The 21,130-nt window shown below is 70.5% G+C and carries 18 protein-coding genes; 5 read left to right on the forward strand and 13 right to left on the reverse strand.

What is annotated here, in order from left to right:
* Positions 1 to 57: 57 nt before the first annotated feature.
* From OG430_RS34300 to OG430_RS34330, 7 genes are all read right to left on the reverse strand, one after another.
* Positions 58 to 972 (reverse strand): hypothetical protein, encoded by a 915-nt coding sequence (locus OG430_RS34300; protein WP_327356530.1) that lies wholly within the window; start codon positions 970 to 972, stop codon positions 58 to 60.
* A complete protein-coding gene (gene efeU, locus OG430_RS34305; RefSeq protein WP_327356531.1) occupies positions 905 to 1,861 on the reverse strand; it encodes an iron uptake transporter permease EfeU in 957 nt (318 codons plus the stop codon). The genes OG430_RS34300 and efeU overlap by 68 nt, the downstream gene beginning before the upstream one ends.
* A gap of 12 nt (positions 1,862 to 1,873) precedes the next feature.
* Complete coding sequence (gene efeB / locus OG430_RS34310) at positions 1,874 to 3,214, reverse strand: iron uptake transporter deferrochelatase/peroxidase subunit (RefSeq protein ID WP_327356532.1); 1,341 nt, start codon at positions 3,212 to 3,214, stop codon at positions 1,874 to 1,876.
* A 20-nt stretch (positions 3,215 to 3,234) separates the two neighbouring features.
* A complete protein-coding gene (gene efeO / locus OG430_RS34315; protein ID WP_327356533.1) occupies positions 3,235 to 4,395 on the reverse strand; it encodes an iron uptake system protein EfeO in 1,161 nt (386 codons plus the stop codon).
* A gap of 303 nt (positions 4,396 to 4,698) precedes the next feature.
* The gene (locus OG430_RS34320; RefSeq protein WP_442816605.1) at positions 4,699 to 5,532 is read right to left on the reverse strand and encodes a heme ABC transporter ATP-binding protein; all 834 of its coding nucleotides are present in this window, start codon (positions 5,530 to 5,532) and stop codon (positions 4,699 to 4,701) included.
* Positions 5,529 to 6,614 carry a FecCD family ABC transporter permease gene (locus OG430_RS34325; RefSeq protein ID WP_327359342.1) on the reverse strand — a complete coding sequence of 362 codons (1,086 nt, stop codon included), beginning with the start codon at positions 6,612 to 6,614 and terminating at the stop codon, positions 5,529 to 5,531. Before OG430_RS34325 ends, OG430_RS34320 begins: the two co-directional genes overlap by 4 nt.
* A 5-nt stretch (positions 6,615 to 6,619) precedes the next feature.
* Positions 6,620 to 7,642 (reverse strand): heme/hemin ABC transporter substrate-binding protein, encoded by a 1,023-nt coding sequence (locus OG430_RS34330; protein ID WP_327356535.1) that lies wholly within the window; start codon positions 7,640 to 7,642, stop codon positions 6,620 to 6,622.
* A 180-nt stretch (positions 7,643 to 7,822) separates the two neighbouring features.
* Here OG430_RS34330 and OG430_RS34335 point away from each other — a divergent pair, with 180 nt between their 5' ends.
* The 3 genes from OG430_RS34335 (at position 7,823) to OG430_RS34345 (ending at position 11,449) form a co-directional block, all read left to right on the forward strand.
* Entirely contained in the window at positions 7,823 to 9,229 is a 1,407-nt protein-coding gene (locus OG430_RS34335) for an HtaA domain-containing protein (protein ID WP_327356536.1), read from the forward strand.
* Positions 9,230 to 9,302: 73 nt separating this feature from the next.
* A complete protein-coding gene (locus tag OG430_RS34340; protein ID WP_327356537.1) occupies positions 9,303 to 10,727 on the forward strand; it encodes an HtaA domain-containing protein in 1,425 nt (474 codons plus the stop codon).
* 80 nt (positions 10,728 to 10,807) lie between these two features.
* Positions 10,808 to 11,449 (forward strand): PhzF family phenazine biosynthesis protein, encoded by a 642-nt coding sequence (locus tag OG430_RS34345; RefSeq protein ID WP_327359343.1) that lies wholly within the window; start codon positions 10,808 to 10,810, stop codon positions 11,447 to 11,449.
* 144 nt (positions 11,450 to 11,593) lie between these two features.
* Here OG430_RS34345 and OG430_RS34350 read toward each other — a convergent pair whose 3' ends face one another.
* Together OG430_RS34350 and map are read right to left on the reverse strand one after the other, a co-directional pair.
* Positions 11,594 to 12,253 carry a biliverdin-producing heme oxygenase gene (locus OG430_RS34350; protein ID WP_327356538.1) on the reverse strand — a complete coding sequence of 220 codons (660 nt, stop codon included), beginning with the start codon at positions 12,251 to 12,253 and terminating at the stop codon, positions 11,594 to 11,596.
* Positions 12,254 to 12,366: 113 nt separating this feature from the next.
* Positions 12,367 to 13,224, reverse strand: coding sequence for a type I methionyl aminopeptidase (gene map, locus OG430_RS34355; RefSeq protein WP_327356539.1), 858 nt, complete (start codon positions 13,222 to 13,224; stop codon positions 12,367 to 12,369).
* Between the two features lie 92 nt (positions 13,225 to 13,316).
* Here map and OG430_RS34360 point away from each other — a divergent pair, with 92 nt between their 5' ends.
* Complete coding sequence (locus OG430_RS34360; RefSeq protein ID WP_327359344.1) at positions 13,317 to 13,541, forward strand: hypothetical protein; 225 nt, start codon at positions 13,317 to 13,319, stop codon at positions 13,539 to 13,541.
* A gap of 7 nt (positions 13,542 to 13,548) precedes the next feature.
* Here OG430_RS34360 and OG430_RS34365 read toward each other — a convergent pair whose 3' ends face one another.
* The 4 genes from OG430_RS34365 to OG430_RS34380 all read right to left on the reverse strand — a co-directional run bounded on the left by OG430_RS34365 (position 13,549) and on the right by OG430_RS34380 (position 19,769).
* A complete protein-coding gene (locus tag OG430_RS34365; RefSeq protein WP_327356540.1) occupies positions 13,549 to 14,175 on the reverse strand; it encodes a hypothetical protein in 627 nt (208 codons plus the stop codon).
* 74 nt (positions 14,176 to 14,249) lie between these two features.
* Entirely contained in the window at positions 14,250 to 15,326 is a 1,077-nt protein-coding gene (locus OG430_RS34370; protein WP_327356541.1) for a hypothetical protein, read from the reverse strand.
* A gap of 2 nt (positions 15,327 to 15,328) precedes the next feature.
* Entirely contained in the window at positions 15,329 to 16,765 is a 1,437-nt protein-coding gene (locus tag OG430_RS34375; protein WP_327356542.1) for a hypothetical protein, read from the reverse strand.
* The gene (locus tag OG430_RS34380) at positions 16,749 to 19,769 is read right to left on the reverse strand and encodes a tetratricopeptide repeat protein (protein WP_327356543.1); all 3,021 of its coding nucleotides are present in this window, start codon (positions 19,767 to 19,769) and stop codon (positions 16,749 to 16,751) included. Before OG430_RS34380 ends, OG430_RS34375 begins: the two co-directional genes overlap by 17 nt.
* Positions 19,770 to 20,016: 247 nt before the next feature.
* Here OG430_RS34380 and OG430_RS34385 point away from each other — a divergent pair, with 247 nt between their 5' ends.
* Positions 20,017 to 21,096 carry a sialidase family protein gene (locus OG430_RS34385; protein ID WP_327356544.1) on the forward strand — a complete coding sequence of 360 codons (1,080 nt, stop codon included), beginning with the start codon at positions 20,017 to 20,019 and terminating at the stop codon, positions 21,094 to 21,096.
* The last annotated feature ends 34 nt before the right edge of the window (positions 21,097 to 21,130 follow it).

The following is a 21,130-nucleotide window of genomic DNA, read 5'->3' on the forward strand; positions in this document are numbered from 1 at the left end:
GACCAGGGGAAGGGGCCGGCCCCATGAGGGTCCGGCCCTGACTGCTCGCCCTTCGCGCTACTCGCCCTTCGCGCTGACCAGACCCTTGATGCTGTTCAGGAAGACGATCGGGCCCGACTTCCCCTTCGGCGCCACCTTCACCGACTGCGAGCCGATCTGCTCCTTCAGCACGGAGTTCGTGGCCTCGCCCGTCATCAGGGCCTTCTCGTCCTCGTCGAGGTCGAGCGGGACCCCGCGCGCCGTCTGCTTCTCGAAATAGCGGCCCGAGAAGAACACCAGCGCCCCGCCGTCCTTCGTACGCAGCGCCACCGGGGCGAAGTCGCCCGAGTTCAGGGCCTCGTCGATCCACTGCCGGGTCTTGCCGGGGCGCTTCGCGTACTTCTTGCGGTACTCGCGGACGGACGTGGTGTACGTGCCCGGGCCGAACTCGTCGCCGCCGCCCCGGAGATACGCGGCGTACTTCTTGCTGAGGTCCTTCGGCGCCGTCGCGAGCCCGGGGCCGTCCGCCGCGACCGGCTCCGCCCAGCCGTCGGCGTCCGTCTTGAACTCGGGGATCTCGTCCGGCGTCACGATGGACAGGTACGAGACCTCCCACAGCTGGTCCGGGCCGCCGCGCGTGAAGACGAACATCCAGCGGGTGTCGTACCGGTCGCCCTTGTTGTCGGTGTCGGCGACGAACCAGCGCGGCCAGCCCGCCTGCTTGGGGATGTGGAACTTGGCGTCCGTCCACTCCATCGGCTGGTGCTTCGGGTTGCCGTCCTTGTGGTTCTTCTGCCGGGCCTTGAGGCCCGCCTGGTTGATCTGGCCGAGCGCGCCGGTGACCCGGCCCGCGTCGAGGGCCGGGTCGTAGGCCTTGTCGGCCTTGTTGTACGCGGTGGTGAAGTCCTTCAGCGCGCGGGCGGCCTCAGCCTTGGTCGCCGACGGGACGATCTCCCGCTCCCCGTGCACCGTCACGCACCCGCTCGCCGTCACGGCCAGCACTGTCACTGTCGCTGCCGCTGTGGCCAGCCGACTCAGCCTGCTCATCGGTTGCCTTCTGCCCCTTCGCCCTCACTGACGTTCGGAACCCTACCGGGGCGAGGAAGATGAGAAGCGTGGGGATCAAATACAGCGCCCACACCGTGACCTGGAGGACCGTCGGGTCCGGCTGGAAGTTGAAGATTCCCTTGAGGAGCGTCCCGTACCAGCTGGACGGATCGATCGTCGAGCTGATGTCGAACGCCTTGTTCTGCAGACCGCCCAGGAAGCGGGCCTCCTGCAGGTCGTGCACGCCGTACGCGAGGACGCCCGCGGCGACGACGACCAGCATGCCGCCGGTCCAGGTGAAGAACTTGGCGAGGTTGATCTTCAGCGCGCCCCGGTAGAACAGCCAGCCCATCACGACCGCCGTCAGCAGGCCGAGCAGACAGCCCGCCAGAGGCTTCCAGCCGTCGTCCGCCGCGTCCACCGAGCGCCACACGAACAGCGAGGTCTCGATGCCCTCGCGGCCCACGGCCAGGAAGGCCGTCGCCACCAGCGCGCCCGTGCCCATCGTGAGCGCCGCGTCCAGCTTGCCCTGCAGCTCGGCCTTCAGATGCCGCGCCGTGCGCCGCATCCAGAACACCATCCAGGTCACCAGGCCCACGGCCACGATCGACAGACTGCCGCCGATCAACTCCTGGGCCTCGAAGGTGAGTTCCTGGGTGCCGAACTGCAGGCCCGCCCCGAAGGCCAGACTCACGGTCACCGCTATGCCCACACCGATCCAGATCGGCGTCAGCGCCTTGCGGTTGTCCGTCTTGACCAGATACGCGACGAGGATGCAGACGACGAGCGACGCCTCCAGCCCTTCGCGCAGGCCGATCAGATAGTTGGCGAACACCGGGTCGCTCCCTTACTTCTCGCCGAACAGGGCACTGCCCCACCAGCTGTTGTCGCCGTGCACACCCGGCGGCACCGCGAAGACCGCCGAACCGACGTGCTGGATGTACTCGTTGAGCACGTCCTTGCCCGCCAGCTGCCGCTGCACCGGAATGAAGGCGTCCCGCACGTCGCGCTGGTACGCGAGGAAGAACAGCCCCGCGTCCAGGCGGCCGAGGCCGTCCGTGCCGTCCGTGAACGAGTAGCCGCGGCGCAGCATCAGCGCGCCGCCGTTGTTGTCCGGGTGGGCGAGGCGTACGTGCGCTTCGGGCTTCATCGCCTTCAGGTTCGGCTCGTCCCGCTCCCGCTTCTTGCCCACGGGGGCACCCTCGCCCTTGGAGCGGCCGAAGATGTCCTCCTGCTCCTTGAGCGACGTACGGTCCCAGGTCTCGATGTTCATCCGGATCCGCCGGGCCACCAGATAGGAGCCGCCGACCATCCAGTCGGGCCCGTCCTTCTCGCTCACCCACACGTGCTTGCCGAGGTTCTTGGTGTCGGTGCCGGCGACGTTCCGGGTGCCGTCCTTGAAGCCCATCATGTTGCGCGGCGTCTGCGCGTCCGGCGTCGTGGACGAGGTCTTGCCGAAGCCGAGCTGAGACCAGCGCATCGCGACCGTGCCGAAGCCGATCCTGGCCAGGTTGCGGATCGCGTGCACGGCGACCTGGGGGTCGTCCGCGCAGGCCTGGACGCACAGGTCGCCGCCGCTGCGGGCCGGGTCCAGATTGTCGCCGGGGAACTTCGGCAGATCCACAAGTGCCTTGGGCCGCTTGCCCTTCAGGCCGAACCGCTCGTCGAAGAGCGAGGGCCCGAACCCGATGGTCAGCGTGAGGCGCGCGGGCTTGAGGCCGAGCGCCTCGCCGGTGTCGTCCGGCGGTGCCTCGGCCAGGCCGCCGTACGCGCCCTCGCCGACCGGGTGGCCCTGGGTCATCAGCTCGGCGGCCTTCGTCCACTCCTTGAGGAGGGCGATCAGCTCGGCACGGGCTCCTTCTCCGGTGGCCGTCACGTCGAACGACGCGAAGTGCAGCCGGTCCTGGACGGCCGTCGCGATGCCCGCCTGGTGGGCGCCGCGGAACGGCACGGCCGCGCCCGACTCGGCGACGGGCGCGATGTCGTCGTCCTTGCCGCCGAGCGCGAGGGCCGTACCGCCGGCCGCGGCGGCACCGAGCGCGAGCCCGGCGCCGCCGAGGGCGAGCAGCGAACGTCGCGAGGGAGCTGCGGCGTTGGCGCTCACATCACCGGTGGCTGCCGTGGTGCCTGTGGCCTCGGTCGCTGCGGCCTCATCGGCCGTGGCGGGCGGGCGGGTCTCTTCGCTCATGACGGCTTCCCCCTCCGGGACTACTTGACGACGACCGCGGCGGCGAGCTTGGAGAGCGGCTCGGCCAGCGCGTTCACGCCGTCCGAGAGCTCCTTCTGCTCCGCCTTGCCGACCTTTTCGTACGAGGTGAACTCGTAGGAGCTCTTGTCCTCGCGGTACTTGTCGAGCAGGTCGTTCAGCGCCTTGAACTGCTTGTCCAGCTCCTTGGTCAGGGCCGGGTCGTTCTTCGAGGCGACGGGCTTCAGGAGCTCGTACGACTTCTGGGCGCCCTCGACGTTGGCCTTGAAGTCGACCAGGTCGGTGTGCGAGTAGCGCTCCTCCTCGCCGGTGACCTTGCCGGTGGCGACCTCGTCGAGGAGTTCCTTGGCGCCGTTGGCCATCGAGGTCGGGTCGATCTCGGCCTTGCCGACGCGGTTCTGCCAGTCCTCGAGGTCCTTGATCAGCAGGTTCGCGAGCTTCTTGTCGCGGTCGGTGATCTTCTTGTCCTTCCAGAGCGAGCGCTCCAGGCGGTGCCAGCCGGTCCAGTCCTTCTCCAGGTCCTGGCCCTCTTCGAGGCCGTCCTCGCGGACGTCGACCTTCGGGTCGATGTCGCCGAACGACTCGGCGACCGGCTCGGTGCGCTCCCAGCCGATGCGCGAGGGGGCGTACGCCTTCTTCGCGGCCTCCAGGTCGCCGTCCTTCACGGCCTTCGCGAACTCCTCGGCCAGCGGCAGCGTCTCGTCGGCCTGCTGCTGCACGTACGTGCGGTACGCGGCCACGGCGGCGTCCAGCTTCGGGTCGCGCTTGACGGTCTTGCCGCCGCCGGTCGCCTTGACCTGCTGGCGGATGCCCTTGCCCTTCATGCCCGGCTTGCAGGCGATCTGGTACGAGCCGGCCTTCACGGTGGCCGTGACCTTCTGCTTGGTTCCGGGGCCGATGTTCTCGCGCTCGGTGACGATGCGGTCGTCCGGGTACAGGACGTAGACCTCGGTGACCTTGGAGCCCTTGTTCTCGATGGCGAGCTCGATGTGGCCGGCCGGGAATTCCTTCTTCGACACGTCGCACTGGTCGTCGGTCGCGGTCACCTCGATGAGGTGGTCGTCCCCGGACTTGGCGTCGCTCTTCTCGGTGCAGCCCGTGGCGACCGTGGCGAGGGCCACTGCCGTGGCGGAGGCGAGAGAAATACGGACGGCGGCACGCATGCGGGCTCCAGGGGGACGTGGACCTAGGTGAGGCCGACCTAACTTAACTGAGCCTTACCTCCGTGATACCCCCACGTCCAGTGATTCAGCTCTCACTGGGACACCTGTAATTCGCGGTGATCACGGCTTGGCCACGGGGGCCTCAAGCGCGGGTCAAGCTGGGGTCAAGTGATCATTTCCCCGCCCCGCCCCTTCCCGAAAGTCCTGCGGACGGCTTCAAAGATGTCCTCAAGCGCCGGACGGGCTGATTTATCAGCCCGTCCGGCGCTTGAGGACTTTCGGGAAGGGGCGGGGCGGGGAAAACTAAACGGTCCGCACCGGAACAACCAGCGGCACCCCGGTCCGAGGATGCGGCAGCACCTCCACCGGCTGCCGGTACACCCGCGACAGCAGCGACTCCTCCAGAACCTCCGACGGCGGCCCGTCAGCAGCCACAACCCCCGCGTGCAGCACCGCGACCCGGTCCGCGTAAGCCCCCGCAAGCCCCAGGTCGTGAAGCACCACAACCACCGCATCCCCGGCGGCAGCCCGCTCCCGGCAAATGCGCAACACCAACTCCTGATGCCGCAGATCGAGCGCAGCGGTCGGCTCGTCAAGGAGCAGCAGCGGCGCCCGCTGAGCCAACACCCGCGCCAGCGCGACCCGGGCCCGCTCCCCGCCCGACAGGGCGGAGAAGGGGCGAGTGGCGAAGGAAGCGACCTCTGTGGCCGCGAGCGCGGCCGCGACCGCCTCGTCGTCCGAGTCTTCGAGCGGCGTCCCGGCCCAGGGCGCCCGCCCCATCCGCACGACCTCCGCCACCGTGAAGGGGAAGGACAGCGCGGCGGCCTGCGGCAACACGGCCCGCCGCAGGGCGAGTTCGGCCGCGCCCCACTCCTGCGTGGGGCGGCCGCAGATGCGTACGACACCGGCAGTGGCCGGAAGGTCGGCCGCCAGTGCGGCCAACAAGGTGGACTTTCCGGCCCCGTTGGGCCCGACCAGGGCAAGGACCTCACCCGCACGGGCTTCGAGCGAGACCCCGCCAAGGACCTCATGCCCACCGAGCCGCACCCGCAGATCGGAGGCCGAAGCCACCACGTCGCCCGCCGCCGAAGGTGCGGGCAGCGCCCGCCGGCGTACCGCGAACAACGACCTGATCATGCCCAACCCCCTTGCTTGCGGCGGGTCCTGCGCAGCAGCCAGAAGAAGAAGGGGCTGCCGAAGAGAGCCGTGAGGACCCCCAGCGGGAGCTCCGCGGGCGCGGCCACCGTACGTGCCGTGAGATCCGCCGCGACCAGGACGAGCGCCCCGCCGAGCGCACTGCCGGGGACGAGGAAGCGATGCCCGGGACCCGCCGCCATGCGCAGCAGATGGGGGACCAGGAGTCCGATGAAGGTGATGATTCCGGCGACCGCGACGGCCGCCGCGGTGAGCAGCGCGACGACCAGGACCATGGAGATGCGGAGTCGTTCGACATCCACGCCGAGGTGCCGCGCCGGGCGTTCGCCGAGCGAGAGCAGGTCCAACTTGCGGGCGTGCAGCGGGGCGACGAGCAGGCCGATGGCGGCGCAGGGCAGGACGGCAAGGACCTTGGGCCAGGTCGCCTGGGAGAGCGAGCCGAGCTGCCAGAAGGTGATCTGGGTGATCTGGGAGTTGTCCGCGAAGAAGATGGAGAGGCCGATCAGGGCGCCGGCGAAGGCGTTCACCGCGATGCCCGTGAGGATCAGGGTGACGACTTCGGTGCGGCCGCCCGAGCGGGACAGCGTGTAGACGAGGAGAACGGTCGCGAGGCCCGCGACGAACGCGCAGAACGTCACCGTCCAGTTGCCGAAGAAGCTCAGCCCGAGCGCGATCGAGGCGACCGCGCCGACCGCCGCACCCGCCGAGATCCCGATGACGCCGGGCTCGGCGAGGGGGTTGCCGAACACGCCCTGCATCAGGGCGCCGGCGCAGGACAGTGCGGCCCCGACGAGCAGGGCGAGGACGACGCGGGGAAGACGCACGTTCCACAGCACGCTCTCGCCGACCCGGTCGAGCGCGGCGCCCCCGAGGCCCATCTTGTGCTGCACGGAGGACAGGACGTCGCCCAGCGGGATCTCGTACGCGCCGATGGAGGCGGAGACGAGGCACAGGACGATCAGTGCCGCCAGCATGCCCGCGGTGAGGAGCCAGGTGATGCTGCGGCGGGACTTGGCGGAGGGAGGCGCGGGCCGGGTGTCCGAAGGCGCCGACTTCTCGGTCAGGACGGTCACTTGTCCCCCGGATACAGCTGGTCCACCAGGGACTCGAGCACCTGGTCGGTGCGCGGCCCGTAGTTGAGGAGGATGCCGTCCTCGATCGACACGACGCGACGGTCCATGCCCGCCGGGGTCTCCGCGACGCCCGGGATCTTGGCCAGGCCGTCGATCCCTTCGACCGAGTCAAGTCCCTTGGTCATCACGAGGATCGCGTCGGGCGCGGCCTTGGCGAGCGCCTCGCTGGTGATCGCCGTGAAGTCCTTCTGCAGGCCCGACTCGGCGCCCGCGTCGATCGCGCCGGCCGCTTCGAGCAGGGAGCCCGCGCCGGATTCGCGGCCGCCGAGCAGGTAGACGGAGGCCGAGCCGCGCAGATACAGGAAGGCGACGCGCGGCTTCTTGCCGTCCTTGGGCTTCGGGATGTTCTTCTGGACCGCCGAAATGCGTTCCTGCGTACGTTGCTCGAGTTCTTCGCCCGCCTTGTCGACGCCCAGGGTGTGGGCCACCTCTTCGATGCGGGTGCCCACGTCGTCGAGGCTCTTCGCGGGCTCGACCACGACGACCGGGATGCCCGCGTCACGTATCTGGTCGATGGCCTCGGCGGGACCGGTGGAGGTGTCGGCGAGGACGACCGTCGGCTTCAGGGACAGCACGCTCTCGGCGGAGACGTCGTGACCACGTGTCACTACCGGCAGTCTGTCGGCCTGTTCGAAGGTGGCGGTGATGTCGCGGGCCACGACCTGCTTGCCGAGACCGAGGGTGAAGACGATCTCGTTCAGGCTGCCGGTGAGCGGCACGATCCGGTCGGTCGACTTGACGGTCACCTTCTTGCCGTCGGCGGAGTCGACCGTCACGGGGAGCTTCGGCTTCGGGGCCGAGGCCGCGAGGGGTTCGACCCGGTCCACCGCCTCCTTCCCGTTCGCGGCGTTCTGTCCGCCCTTGCCCGAGTCACCCGAGTCGCCCGAGTCGCTTCCGCAGCCGGTGAGCGAGAGGCAGAGCACGGCGATCAGTGCGCCGGCCCGATGAGAGAAGCGCACCCGAGCCACTCGATTCCACCGTCCTGTCGTGCAGTTGAGGCCGCAGCGCGGGGCTGAGGTCACTTCCAGGGACTTCCTGGGGCTTCCTGGGGCGGAGGGGTTCCGCCCAGGTCGGAGCATAGTTTAGGTTAGCCTTACCTCATTAGCTAGACCCGTCGATCAGACCTTGGAGGGGGACCGATGCTGTCCGTTTCTTCGTCGAGGCGGGCCACCCGCGCAGGCGTCGTGCTCGGCTTCGCGGCGCTCGTGGGGGCCCTCCTCCCGGCCGCCACCGCCGCGGCCGCGGACCGTACGGTGCAGGGCGGCAGGCTCGACTGGGGCATCAAGTCCTCGTTCCAGAGTTACGTCACCGGGCCCATAGCCAAGGGGAGTTACACCCTCCAGGGCGGCGCCGCCACGGCCGGCGGCAGCCTCTTCCGCTTCCACTCGGCCACCGGCTCGTACAGCCCGGACAGCGGCGCCTTCGACGCCGCCTTCTCGGGCGGGGTGCGCTTCACCGGGCACAAGAAGGCCGACGGCACCAACGAGTTGGACCTCACCGTCAGCCGCCCGCACGTCAAGATCTCCGGCGGCTCCGGGACGCTCTACGCGGACATGGTCAGCAAGGACAAGGGCACCGGCAAGGTCACCTCGACCGCCCAGGTGCCGCTCGCCGCGCTGAACCTCTCCGGCATCAACATGAAGGGCGGCTCGGGACCGATCGCCCTCACGAACATCCCCGCAACCCTCACCTCGCAGGGCGCCAAGGCCTTCGCCGGGTACTACGCGGCGGGCACCCCGCTCGACCCGGTCAGCCTCTCCACCGACCTCGCGGCCGACTCCTCGAAGCCGGACGACAAGCCGTCCAAGAAGCCCGACGGCAAGGACTCCAAGGACTCCAAGGACAAGGCGGACGGCCGGATCGAGGACGCCGCCGTGGACTGGGGAGTGCGGCGTACGTTCCGTGAGTACGTCACCGGATCCATCGCCAAGGGCAAGTGGACCCTGTCCGCCGGGGCCCAGGACGGCGGGGCACTCTTCCGCTTCCCCGCGGGCTCGGGAACGTACGACGAAAAGAAGCAGCAGCTCGACGCCGACTTCAAGGGCAGCGTCCGCTTCACCGGCAAGCACGGCCTCGATGTCGCACTGAGCAGGATCGCGGTGGTCGTCGAGGCCGGCAAGGGCACGCTGTACGCCGATGTCACCGCGCCCGGCACCAAGGAGGAGCGGGCCCCGATCGTCACCTTCGCGGCGAAGCAGCTGGGGCCCGCCGACGGCCTGGTGAGCGTCACCGAGGCGCCGGCCGAGCTGACGAAGCAAGGCGCGAAGGCCTTCAACGACATGTACAAGGCCGGCACCGAGATGGACCCCGTCTCGCTCGCCGTCGCCCTCGACGGCGACGCGAAGCTGCCGGCGCTGCCCGACCTGGGCTCGGCCGCCGAGCCCGCCGCCGAGCCGGAGAAGAAGGCCGAGCCCAAGACCGAGGCCGCCGCGTCGTCCTCGTCCTCGCCTGCCCTGCCGATCGGCATCGGCATCGGCGTCGCCGTGCTGCTCGCGGCCGGTGTCGCCTTCGGGGTCGTGCGCAAGCGGCGTACCGCCCAGATCTGAGTTCTTCGAACTTCCCCGAGTTCTTTGAACTTCCCCATCCGATTTCACTTTTCCGTCTAGGAGATCCCCGACGATGTCTTCTGCCCGCCGCCCCATAACCTTCGCCGCCGCCATCGCCACGGCGGTCGCCCTCGGCGCCACCGCTGTGGCCATCGGGCCCGCCTCGGCGGCCGAAGTGCCGCTGAAGGACTATGAGTTGACGTGGGGCATCAAGAAGTCCTTCCGTGACTACGTCACCGGCATGGCGGCCGGCACCGTCGCTGTGAGCGACGGCGCCAAGCAGGCGGAGAACAACGGCGCCTTCACCTTCTTCTCGGGCGCGGGAACGTACGACAGCGAGAAGCACACCGTCGACCTGGCCTTCAAGGGCGGCGTGAACTTCAAGTCGTCGCTGCACCGCTTCGACATCACGCTGTCGGACGTCCAGTTCGACAGCGCCGCGGGCAAGGTCACCGCGGACGTCGTCAAGAACGGCACGGCCACGCAGGACGTGCCGCTCGCCGAGGTCACCGTCTCGCGCGACATGAAGGACATGGCGACCAAGCTCACCAAGGAGGCCGCCGACACGCTCGGCAGCCCGAGCTACGAGGGTGCCGCGGGCGACCCGCTGACCGCCGTCCAGGGCAAGCCCACCACCCCGACGCCGGATCCGACCCCTACGGACAAGCCGACCCCGACGCCCACGCCCACGGACAAGCCGACCCCCACGCCCACCGACGAGCCGACCGACAAGCCGACGTCGGACCCTTCGGGCGCGCCCGGCAAGGACGTCAAGGTCCTGAGCGGCAAGCTCTCCTGGGGCATGAAGGAGTCCTTCCGCAAGTACATCGCGAGCGGTGGCGAGGTGAAGACCGCGGGCGGTGCCAAGAAGATCAGCGCCGGCTATGAATTCCCTTACTCCAAGGGTCAGTTGAACGTCACCGACAAGGAGCTGGACGCCTCCTTCGGCGGCAGCGTGCGGTTCCTCTACAAGGCGCACGGCATCGACATCAAGCTGAGCGACCTCAAGATCGAGGCGGCGGGCAAGAAGGGCATCCTGGTCGCCGACGTCACGACGGCCAAGGGCACCAACGACGACGTCACCTTCGCCACGCTCGACCTCTCGAAGGCGTCGTACACCGCCAAGAACGACGTGGTCCTGCTCAAGAAGGTGCCGGCCGCCTTCACCGCCGAGGGCGCGGAGCAGTTCGCCAATGACACGACCGGGTCCATGTACAAGGAGGGCGACCCGATCGACCCGCTGACGGTCGCGCTCTCCCTGTCCGAGGACGCGCAGCTGCCGGGCTCCTCCTCCGGCGGTCCGGGCACCACGGGCGGCTCCGGCACCACGGGTGGCGGCTCCGTCGGCGGCTCGGTGGGCGGCTCCGGCTCGCTCGCCTCGACGGGATCGAGCGCGCCGACCGGGGCGCTGCTCGGTGCCGCGGGGATCGTTGCCGCGGCCGGGGCGGGCGTGGTGTTCGCGGCTCGTCGGCGGCAGGGTGCGGCTTCGGCCGAGTAGGGCCGGGCGCTGATTCCTCGGGGGCGGGCCCGGTCGGGTCCGCCCCCTGGTGTTTGAATGCGCCGGTGACTTCTCCGAATGTGGCGGGGCTTGATGTACTCCGCGTCTTCTGTGGCCCCGACGGCCGGCACGGCAACAAGCTCGGCGTGATCCGGGACGGTGCCACGGTGCCGGGCGTCCCGGCCCGGCAGGAGGTGGCCCGCCGACTCGGCTTCAGCGAGACCGTGTTCGTGGACGACGACGAGCGCGGGGTCATCGACATCTACACGCCGGGGCTCCGGCTGCCCTTCGCGGGACATCCGTGTGTGGGTTCGGCGTGGCTGCTCGATCTGCCCGAACTGGTCACGCCCGCCGGGGTGGTGACCGCCCGGCAGGACGGAGAGTTCAGCTGGATCGCCGCGCGCGCTTCTTGGGCTCCTGCTCGTACGTTGCGTCAGTACGGCTCGCCGGAGGAGGTGGACGCGCTTGCCGTTCCGGCGCCGGGGGAGTGGGTCTATGCCTGGGCTTGGCAGGACGAGGCCGCTGGGCGGGTTCGGGCCCGGGGGTTCCCTGGCCGGGGGGACGGGATCGACGAGGATGAGGCGACCGGGGCGGCGGCGCTTCTCCTGACCCATGAGCTGGGCCGGGCGCTCAACATCACCCAGGGGATGGGGTCCCAGATTCTTACGGCGCCCGGGCCGGACGGGCTGATCGAGATCGGTGGTCGGGTGGTGTTGGCGTAGGGGCTGCTGCCGCCGGCTTCAAAGATTGTCCTCAAGCGCCGGACGGGCTGACAAAGTCAGCCCGTCCGGCGCTTGAGGACACCGCCCGCAGGGCGGAAAGCTCCGCAGGATTTCGGGAAGGGGCGGGGTGGGGGAAAAGGTCCCTCACGCCGACAGCGGGAACTCCTGCCCCAGCTCCCGGAACACGGCCGTATTCAGAGCGAAAGCGTTCTTGCACTCGTCCACGATGCGCTGCTTCTCCAGGTCGTCCACCGACACCGCGTCCAGCAGCTCCCGATAGGTCCGCTTGAACGCCGCCGGATTGCCGATCCCCTCGAAGACGTAGAAGCGCACACCATCGCCCTTGCGAGAGAACCCCCACGTCTTCTCGGCCTTGTCCCGGATGATCTGGCCCCCGGAGAGGTCCCCGAGGTAGCGCGTGTAGTGGTGCGCCACATAACCGCCGGGCCAGCTCCGCACGCACTCCTCCACGCGGGCCGCGTACGCCGCCGTCGAGGGGAGCGGGGTGAGCCCGTCCTGCCAGGACGGCCCGCGCAGATGCGCCAGATCGCGCTCCAGCTCCGCGACCCGCATCAGCTCGGGCTGTATGAACGGACCCGCGACCGGGTCGTCCTTCAACGAGGCGGCACCGGCCTCCAGCGCCCGGTACACGAACCACAGCTGCTCGGTGTAGCGCGCGTACGCGTCCACGCCGAGCTTGCCGCCGAGCAGGTCGCTCATGAACGTCGAGGTCTCGGCCTCGGTGTGCTGTTCATGGGACGCCGTACGAATGAGCGTGGAGAACGAGGTGAGCGCGGTGTCCACGGGGACCTCCGAAGCCGAGCGGGCAGGAAACCACCACTGATCTTGCTACTTAGGCATGCCTAAGTCAATGGGTTCCCGACGTCCTGTCGGTAAAACGCTAACTCGCCGACTGCTTAGGGGAGCGTAAGGATCTCCGCCCCCGTGTCGGTCACCACCAGTGTGTGCTCGAACTGCGCGGTCCGCTTCCTGTCCTTGGTCACCACGGTCCAGCCGTCCTCCCACATGTCGTACTCGTGGGTACCGAGCGTCAGCATCGGCTCGATGGTGAAGGTCATGCCCGGCTGGATCATGGTCGTGGCGTGCGGGCTGTCGTAGTGCGGGACGATCAGCCCGGAGTGGAAGGACGAGTTGATGCCGTGGCCGGTGAAGTCGCGGACGACGCCGTAACCGAAGCGCTTGGCGTACGACTCGATGACCCGGCCGATGATGTTGATCTGGCGGCCCGGCTTCACGGCCTTGATCGCGCGGGTGGTGGCCTCGCGGGTCCGCTCGACCAGGAGGCGGGACTCGTCGTCCACGTCGCCGCACAGGTAGGTGGCGTTGTTGTCGCCGTGTACGCCGTTGATGTACGCGGTGACGTCCAGGTTCACGATGTCGCCGTCCCGCAGCACCGTGGAGTCGGGGATGCCGTGGCAGATGACCTCGTTGACGGAGGAGCAGAGCGACTTCGGGAAGCCGCGGTAGCCCAGCGTCGAGGGGTAGGCGCCGTGGTCGCACATGAACTCGTGGGCGACCCGGTCCAGCTCGTCGGTGGTGACGCCGGGCGCGATGTGCTTGGCGGCTTCCTCCATGGCCTGCGCCGCGATCCGCCCGGCGATCCGCATCAGCTCGATGGTCTCGGGGGTCTGCACCTCGGGTCCGGAGTACGGCGTGGGCGCGGGCTTGCCCACGTACTCGGGACGCCGGATGTTTCCGGGGACGGAACGGATGGGAGAGAGCTCCCCTGGTACGAGCAGCGACTGGCCAGACATACGGGTGAGTGTATCCAGCGGGTCTGGGGCACGATGGCGACGGAAGCTCTGTGCGAGAGCTCCAGGTGAAGCTCTATGCGAGGGAGGCCGGGATGGCCCTGTTCAAGCGGCGCACGGTCGGCAAGCCGGGCGAGTGGTTCTACTGCCTGGAGCACAAGAAGGTCGAGGAGGGGCCCGAGTGCCCCGGCAAGGACAGATTCGGCCCGTACGCCTCCCGCGAGGAGGCCCAGCGGGCGATGGAGACCGCGCAGGTGCGGAACCTGGAGTGGGAGAACGACCCGAAGTGGCATGACAAGGACGGCGAGTCCAACAGCTAGCGGGCATTCACCACCGCGCGGGCGGCGGCGCCGTCAGCTGATCGGCGAGCCGGGACAGCCGGTCCCGAAACCCCCGCCGCCCCCGCCCCCGCGGAGCGACCGGCAGGGTGTTCTCCCCGGCCGCCGCACTGACCAGGTGCTGGACCGTGTCCAGGTCCAGCTCCGCCGCCATCCCCGGCTCGGGCGGAGCCACGCTCAGCGCCTCGTGGGCCAGCGACGCGAGGTCGCGATCCCCGCCGTCCAGCGCGAACACCGTCGCCCCCGCCCGCCGGGCGTCGTGCACCCGCTCAAGGAGCCCGGCCCCGGGCGCGTCCGGCGCCACGACGAGCAGGGTCTCGCCCCGCCGCGCCGCCTCGATGCGGCCGAGCCCGACCGACAGATGCGCGGGCTCGCCCGGCAGGACCTGGTGCCGGACCAGCGTGGGCGTCAGCTCGGGGGTGCCGGACCAGGCGGCCTCGTCCACCAGGTGCGCGGCCAGGTGCCACGGCTCGTACGCCTCGGTGCCGACCAGGAGCAGCCCCCCGCCGTGCGGCACCACGCCGGCGCGCAGGGCGCCCGCGAAGCGCCGCGTCGCCCCCAACCACTGGGTTCCGGCGAGCACTTCGCGAAGGAGCGCGACCCGTACGGCGTCCATGGCTCGGCATCTTGCCGCAAATCCGCGCCGCGTCCGGCCGGTACCGCCACATCGGCCACTTCGGAGGCCATGCGTCAGCCGCGTACCGCCTCTCGCGCGTGGTCCATCAGGCTCAGGAGCAGATGCGCGGAGTGCGGGTGCCAGATGTCGGAGTGGCCGCCCGTCGCCGACCAGAAGTCGCCGCGGAAGAGCTTGCTCGCGTCGACGTTCACCAAGGCGTGCTTCAAGTCCTGTTCCGTGTAAGGGACTTCTGGTGCGTGCAGGTCTACGCGGTGTACGTCCTCGCCGCGGCGTACGCCCACCGTGCCGATGCCGCGCCGGCGTTCGGCGAGCAGATGCGCGAGGCCCGTCGCCCGGTCCCGGCCCGAGTGGGTGAGGGTGACCGGGCCGCTGATCGGGGCGTCGGCCAGGAGCGGGGCGAAGGTGCCCCCGGGGGCGAAGACGTCGGGGCGGGCGGCCATCTGGAAGACCAGGAGGCTGTCGACCGTGTGCGGGTAGCGGGGGTCGCGCCGTACCGGGCCGTACCAGACGTGCTTGGCCGCGCGGTCGGGACCGGCCTCCTGGACGGCCTGGCACAGGAAGCGGCCGCCGAAGGAGTGGCCCACGCAGTGCAGGTACTGGCCGGCCGCGTTCTGCCAGACCTCCGCCCCGGCCGGCTTGGTGCGGTGCCGGTCGAAGTAGCCGAGCAGCGCCGTCAGCACATCGGCGGCATGACCCTGGGTGGCCGCGGAGTGGGCGCGGGCGCGGGCCTTGCGGTAGCCCGCCTCGGACTTCCAGCGCACGGCGATCCAGTACGCGCCGTGGTGCTCGGGCAGCGCGGGATAGAGCTTGCCCGGGTGGTTGCGGGCGAGGAGCCGTTCGGAGTCGGCGGCCAGGCGGCGGGTACCGGACAGGGCCTGGTCGGGCGGGGTGCGCCAGCCGTGCGCGAAGACCACGATGTCCGTCGTCGTACGGGGGATGTGCAGGGCGGAGTCCAGGACGCCGGGCAGGGCGCGGCCGTGCACCGGGCCGCCGTGGTCCGGGTGGGTGAGGAACCCGTCGTCGTCGAGGTCGAGGGTCACCACCTCGGGCATGGGTGCCGCCGGCTCGGGCGTGGGTGCCGCCGGGTCCGGCGTGGGTGCCTGCGGCCCCGGTGCGGGCGTGTCCGGCATGGTCAGCCGCCCTCGGTGCTGGTCAGGTCGCCCTCCGCCGGGTGGGTGCGGCCCGGTCCCGGGAGTACCCGGCGGACACCCGCGTACGAGAGGCGGGCGTCGAAGCGGCCCTTGACGGAGTAGATCAGGCCGAACGGGTTCCACATCCGACGTATCAACTCGCGGCCTATCTCGCGTAGTTGGAAGCCCGCCGTGACCTCGCCGGACAGGAACGCCGGGAAGAACTCCCCGGCGTGGAAGGCCGCGAGCTCCTTGGGCAGGACGACCTCGGGAGCCACCGCGCAGGACGCGCCGAGCCCCACCAGTGCCTCGCCCACCGAACCGCCGCCCGGCGAGGTGAAGTCGCCGCTGCGGCACACGCTCAGATACAGCAGCGGGCTGCCCAGGAGGTGGGCCCGGCCGCAGAGGGCGTGCAGGGCGGCCTCGTCGCCGGGGCCGCCCGCGATGCCGTCGTAGACGTCGGACAGCTGGAAGTGGTGCATGTCCGGCTCCGCCGAGCGCATCACGAACTGGGCGGTGCCCGAGCCGTTCACCCGGCCGTGGCAGCAGATGTAGACGACGTGCCGGTCGAAGGTGTCGGCGTGCAGGAGCCGCTTGAAGGCCTCCGCGTCGGTACAGGTGGTGAGCTCCGTGAGGCCCTGGAGCCGGCCCAGGAAGTCCCGGTGGGACTGCGGCAGGCCGGTGTCCACGACCGCTCCCGCGAGCGGCCGCTCCTGCGCCACCTGGATCTTGGCGGACACCGACTCGCACCACTCGTCGCCACGGTGCTCGATGAGATGCCGGTAGCCCCAGAAACGGGCGCCCCACTGCTCGGGCGTGGTGTCGTACCGGGTGCGCGCCAGGTCCCCGGCGTCCGGCAGGCACAACAGGGCCCAGGGGGCGGCCAGTTGGTTGGACCAGATCGTCATGACGCACTCGCGCTCGCGCAGCAGCCGCACCAGCTCCTTGACCAGGAGACCCATCCTGATGTGGTCGAAGTGCGGCGCGAACATGGTCCGGAACGCGGCCCGGCCCGCGAACACCAGATTCTGGAAGATCCGCGAGATGACCGAGGGCTCGACCTGGCTGAGGTCCACCTGGGTGTCGAGGCGGAACGGCTTGGCCGGGCTGCCGTTCGCCGGCTTGTAGACGCTGGCCGGCAGGTCACCGGCGGCGGTCTCGTCCCAGGTGTTCCGCAACTCGCCTGCGCCGCCCCGGACTTGCCTGCCCAGGACGGAGTCGGCCACCAGCGCCTCCTTGCCGGGGACGAGGAGTGCGTACGTATAACGGAGCGGTTCCTCGCTGTCGTCGTCCTTCCAGCCGCGGATCACCAGGTTCAGGTCGCGCGGCTGGGCCACCGCGAAGTGCTCGGGCCGCAGGTCCTGCGGCGGCGGACCCTTGCGCTCCGTGATCGGCAGGAGGAGTTCGTCGACGGATAAGTCGTCATGTTGGTAACTCATGGGTGCCCCCCATTTCCAGCTGCAGTTCGACCTCCTGCAGCAGCGTGCCGCCCGACTCGTTGAGCACCAGGAAGCGCAGCTCCTGGAGGCCCGGCCCGTCCCGCTCGACCTTGAACTCCGCGCGCAGCGGCCACTCCAGGGACGCCGGATCGAGGATCCGCGCGTCCGGCATCACCCGTGCGTGCGGGGCCATCGCGAGCAGTCGGCACTTGCCCTGCTCGCCCGCCTGTTGGAGCGTGCGCTGCAGCTGGAGCGCCAGGTAGACGGAGACCCGCAGATTGGCCTTGGTGCCGACGTGCACCGGCTCGCCGGGCTTGGCCGAGGGCACCAGGTGCACGCTCACGTGGCAGGGCGACTCCGGTCCGGGATCCATCGGGAGGATGCCCTTCGGTGCCGACGCCCCGGCATTCCCCGAGCTCCCGGCATTCCCCGAGCTCCCCGAGCTCCCCGAGCTCCCCGAGCTCCCCGAGCTCCCCGAGCTCCCCGAGCTCCCCGAGCTCCCCGAGCTCCCCGAGCTCCCGGAACTCCCGGAACTCCCGGAACTCCCCGAAGGCGTCGCCGTCCCCGAGGCCCCGGCTGTCCCCGCTGTCTCAGGAGCCCCAGCCGTCCCCGCAGTCCCCGCGGGCCCTGCGGATCTGGCCGTCCCCGAGGCCCCGGCCGTCCCCGCCGTCTCTGGAGCCCCAGCTACCCCTGCCGTCTCCGCGGACCCTGGAGTCCCCGCCATCCCTGAGGACCCCGCGCCCCCGGCCGTCCCTGCCGTCGCTGGAGCCCCAGTTACCCCTGCAGTCCCCGCTACCCCTGCCGTCCCCGCAGCCCCCGCCTCCCCATCGAGCGCCGCCAGTTCACGCATCGCCCCGGCGTGCGCCAGCCGGTCGCCGCACACCTCGAACTCTCGGGCCGCCCGCTCCCGCACCGCCCGTACCCCCGTCGCGCCCGGCAGGAACGACCGCTCGTACTGCGCCCAGGCGACCCCGAGGCGGTTGCCCATCTCCGTGAAGCGCTGCTCCGCGAGCCGCAGTGCGTCGCCGGCCGTCTGCTCGGAGCCCAACTCGCGGTGGCAGCGCCCCAGTTCCAGGCTCGCCCAGCCCGCCCCCAGCGGCTCGTTCAGGCCGTTGTGGGCATCGCGGCTGAGCCGGAGCCGCGTCAGGGCGTCCGTCCGGTCGCCGCCGCGCCAAAGGAGCCGGCCCCGCACCAGCTTCGCCCACGCCGCGCCGTACGCGTCGGCGGTGCGGTCGAAGCCCTGCTCCGCCACGGCCAGCTCGGTACGCGCACCGTCCAACTCGCCACGCAACAGCAGGCAGTTGGCGAGGAACACCCGGGCCCAGGCCTCGCCCCGCACATTGACGTGCTCGCGGTGCAGCGTGGCGCTGCGCCGCAGGGTCTCCTCGGCCACGCCGAGTCTGCCCTTGTCGCAGTACACGGCGCCGAGTACCCGTAACACCCAGGCCTGTTCGTCGCACCGCTGCTCCTGTTCGAGCAGCTCCGCCGACCGCCGCAGATAGCGCACCGCGGTCCTGAGTTCCCCCTTGTGATAGAGCGTCACCCCTATCTGGCGCAGCGCCTTGGCCTCGTCCACGGTGTCCCCGTTCTCGGCATATTGGTCCCGGACCCACTGCAGCCGCCGCCGGGACTCGTCGAGATGCCCCTCCTTGCGGTCGAGGATGCCGAGTGACATCTGCACGGCGGGCTCCACGATCCGCCGTACGTCGTCGTCGAAGTCGTCGACGACGGTGTGGAGCATCGCGAGGCTGAGCCGTTCCCGCAGCTGCACCAGCGCGTCGCACAGATCCGCCGCGACCTCGCCGACCCGCTCCGGCGAGTCCTGGCCCGCGCGCCGGAGGGTCTCCAGGAGGGTGCCCTTCTCGGTCTGCAGCCACTGCGCCACATCCGCCGGGTTGGCCCGCGCGGGACCGGTCGCCACCTCGGTGCCGACCAGCGGCTGCACGGTGGCGACGAGCCGGCGGAACTCGTTGAACAACTGCTGCTGGGCGGCGGCCCCTTGATAGGGCCCGCCGTGCGCCTGGTGCAGCGACAGCTGGCGGGCCGAGAAGCGCTGCACGGACGGGCTCAGCCGGTACCGGCAGTCCTCCTCCGGTTCGAGCAGCCCGCGTCGGGCCAGCGAGCGGAGCAGCCCCTCCGCCTCGTCCCGCGCCACCTGCTCGGAGGAGGCGCGGCCGTTGCCGGGCAGGGCCCGCAGGGTCGCGGCGAACAGCGCGTTCACCGTCGACCGGGTGGACAGGGAGAGGAGTTGGAACAGGCCGCGCTCGTCGTCGGACAGGTCCTCGTGCACCCAGCGAAGCAGTTTCCCGGTGATGTCCTCGTGCCGGGCGCCGAGCGGGGCGGCCCGGTCGATGCGCCGGGCGACCTCGCTCGCGTCCCACTCCGGGTGCGCGCCGTAGATCCCGGCGGCCAGCTTGAGCGCGAGCGGCCGTCCGTCGCAGGCGTCGACGAGTTCCCGTACCTGACCGGGTTCCGGGGAGCGCGGCGTGGCGGCCCTGCGGAAGATCGCCTCGCTCTGTGCGCGGTCCGGGCCCTGCACCGCGAACTGCGCGACCCGCAGATCCCCCGAGTCCACCGACAGCGGCCGCCGGGTGGACGCGATCACCAGGGTGTTCCGGCCGCCGGGAAGCAGCGGCGGAATCTGCCGCCAGCTCTCCACCTCGTCGAGCAGCAGCACGACCCGCGGGCCCTCGGTCAACTCCTGGTACAGCAGCTGCAGTTCCTCGTCGCCCAGCTTCCACGGCTGGGCCACATCGGCCTTCAGGTCGCGCAGCAGTTCCATGAAGTCGTAGCGGTGCCCGGTCCGCCCCGGGTTCAGTCGCATCTCCAGGCGCAGCGCGTCACTCTCGTCCTCGTCCGGGCCGATGAGTGCCTTGGCGATCCGGTCGGCGAGGGTGAACTTCCCGATCCCGGGCGCACCCCACAGGACGAGCACGCCAGGCCCGCTCGCGAGCAGCCTGCGCGCAGTGTTCAGCGCAGAGTCGGGCAGCTCTGGACTCGCCATGCCGCACCCCCGTCCGGCATCCGTGTCCGGGCCACCCATCGGACCCGGAAATTCCAAGAGTAGGGCGGGGGGCCGGGTAAGCCGAAGGCATATTCAAAAAGGATCTGTACCAAATGCGCTACGGGGCAAGGGAGTTGACGGCAGGCCCGAGACCCGCCGTTCACCTGGAGTTCGGTTCGCCTTGCGACCGTGGAGGCCACTGATGCATACGTGTGATGCGTACGTTCACGGGGTTCTGGGGGATCCGATGACGAGCGAAGTGTCCGTGCCGTTCCGTGCGGGACGCGAGGGATACGCCAGTTTCCGCATCCCTGCGGTCGTGACCAGCGCGAAAGGCGCCGTTCTCGCCTTCTGCGAGGGCCGGGTCGGCTCCCAGGCGGACTTCGGCAACATCGACATCGTCCTCAAGCGCTCCACGGACGGCGGCCGCACCTGGTCCCCGCTCCAGGTGGCCGCCCGCAACGGCGACCACCTCGCGGGCAACCCCGCCCCCGTCGTCCTCGACACCGGCCGCATCCTCCTCGTCCACTGCCGCAACGCGGCCTCCGCCACCGAGGACAAGATCCGCCGCGGCCAGGTTTCCGCCGCCGACGGCCGCCGCGTCTGGCTCACCCACAGCGACGACGACGGCCTCAGCTGGTCGAGCCCCCGCGAGATCACCGGGCAGGTGAAGAAGGCGAGTTGGCGCTGGTACGCGACGACGCCGGGCCACGCCCTGCAGCTGCGCGGCGGCGGCCGCGTCGTGGTCCCGGCGAACCACTCGCTCCCGCCGACCGGCACGGACAACGGCACCGAGGGCAAGTACAACGGCGGCCACAGCATGCTCAGCGACGACCGGGGCGCCAACTGGCGGATCGGCTACGTCGACGACAACACCAACGGCGTCATCAACGTCAACGAGACCACCGGCGCCGAACTCCCCGACGGGCGGCTCTACTTCAACGCCCGCAACGACTCCCCGGCACCCGGCACCCGCGCCGACGCCCACTCCCGCGACGGCGGCGCGAGCCTGGTCAAGCCCTTCCGCCCGCAGGCCGGCCTCACCGGCCCGGTGGTGGAGGGCGCCCTGCTGCAGCTCCCGGACGGCGGGCCGCTGCTGTACTCCGGCCCCGCGGACCCAGACTTCCGCGCGCTGATGTCGATCCGGGCCAGCACCGACGGCGGGACGACGTGGCGGCTCGCGCACACGGTCGACGGGCTGCCTGCCGCGTACTCCGATCTCGTCCGCCTGGACGCCTCGACGGTCGGCCTGCTGTACGAGACCGGCGACTTCGGCGCGTACGAGACGGTGAGCTTCCGCCGGATCCCGCTAGCAGAGTTGGGCTGAACTCAACAGCGGCGTACCGGCAAGTATCGTCGCC

This window comes from Streptomyces sp. NBC_01304 (assembly GCF_035975855.1).
Classification (GTDB): Bacteria; Actinomycetota; Actinomycetes; order Streptomycetales; family Streptomycetaceae; genus Streptomyces.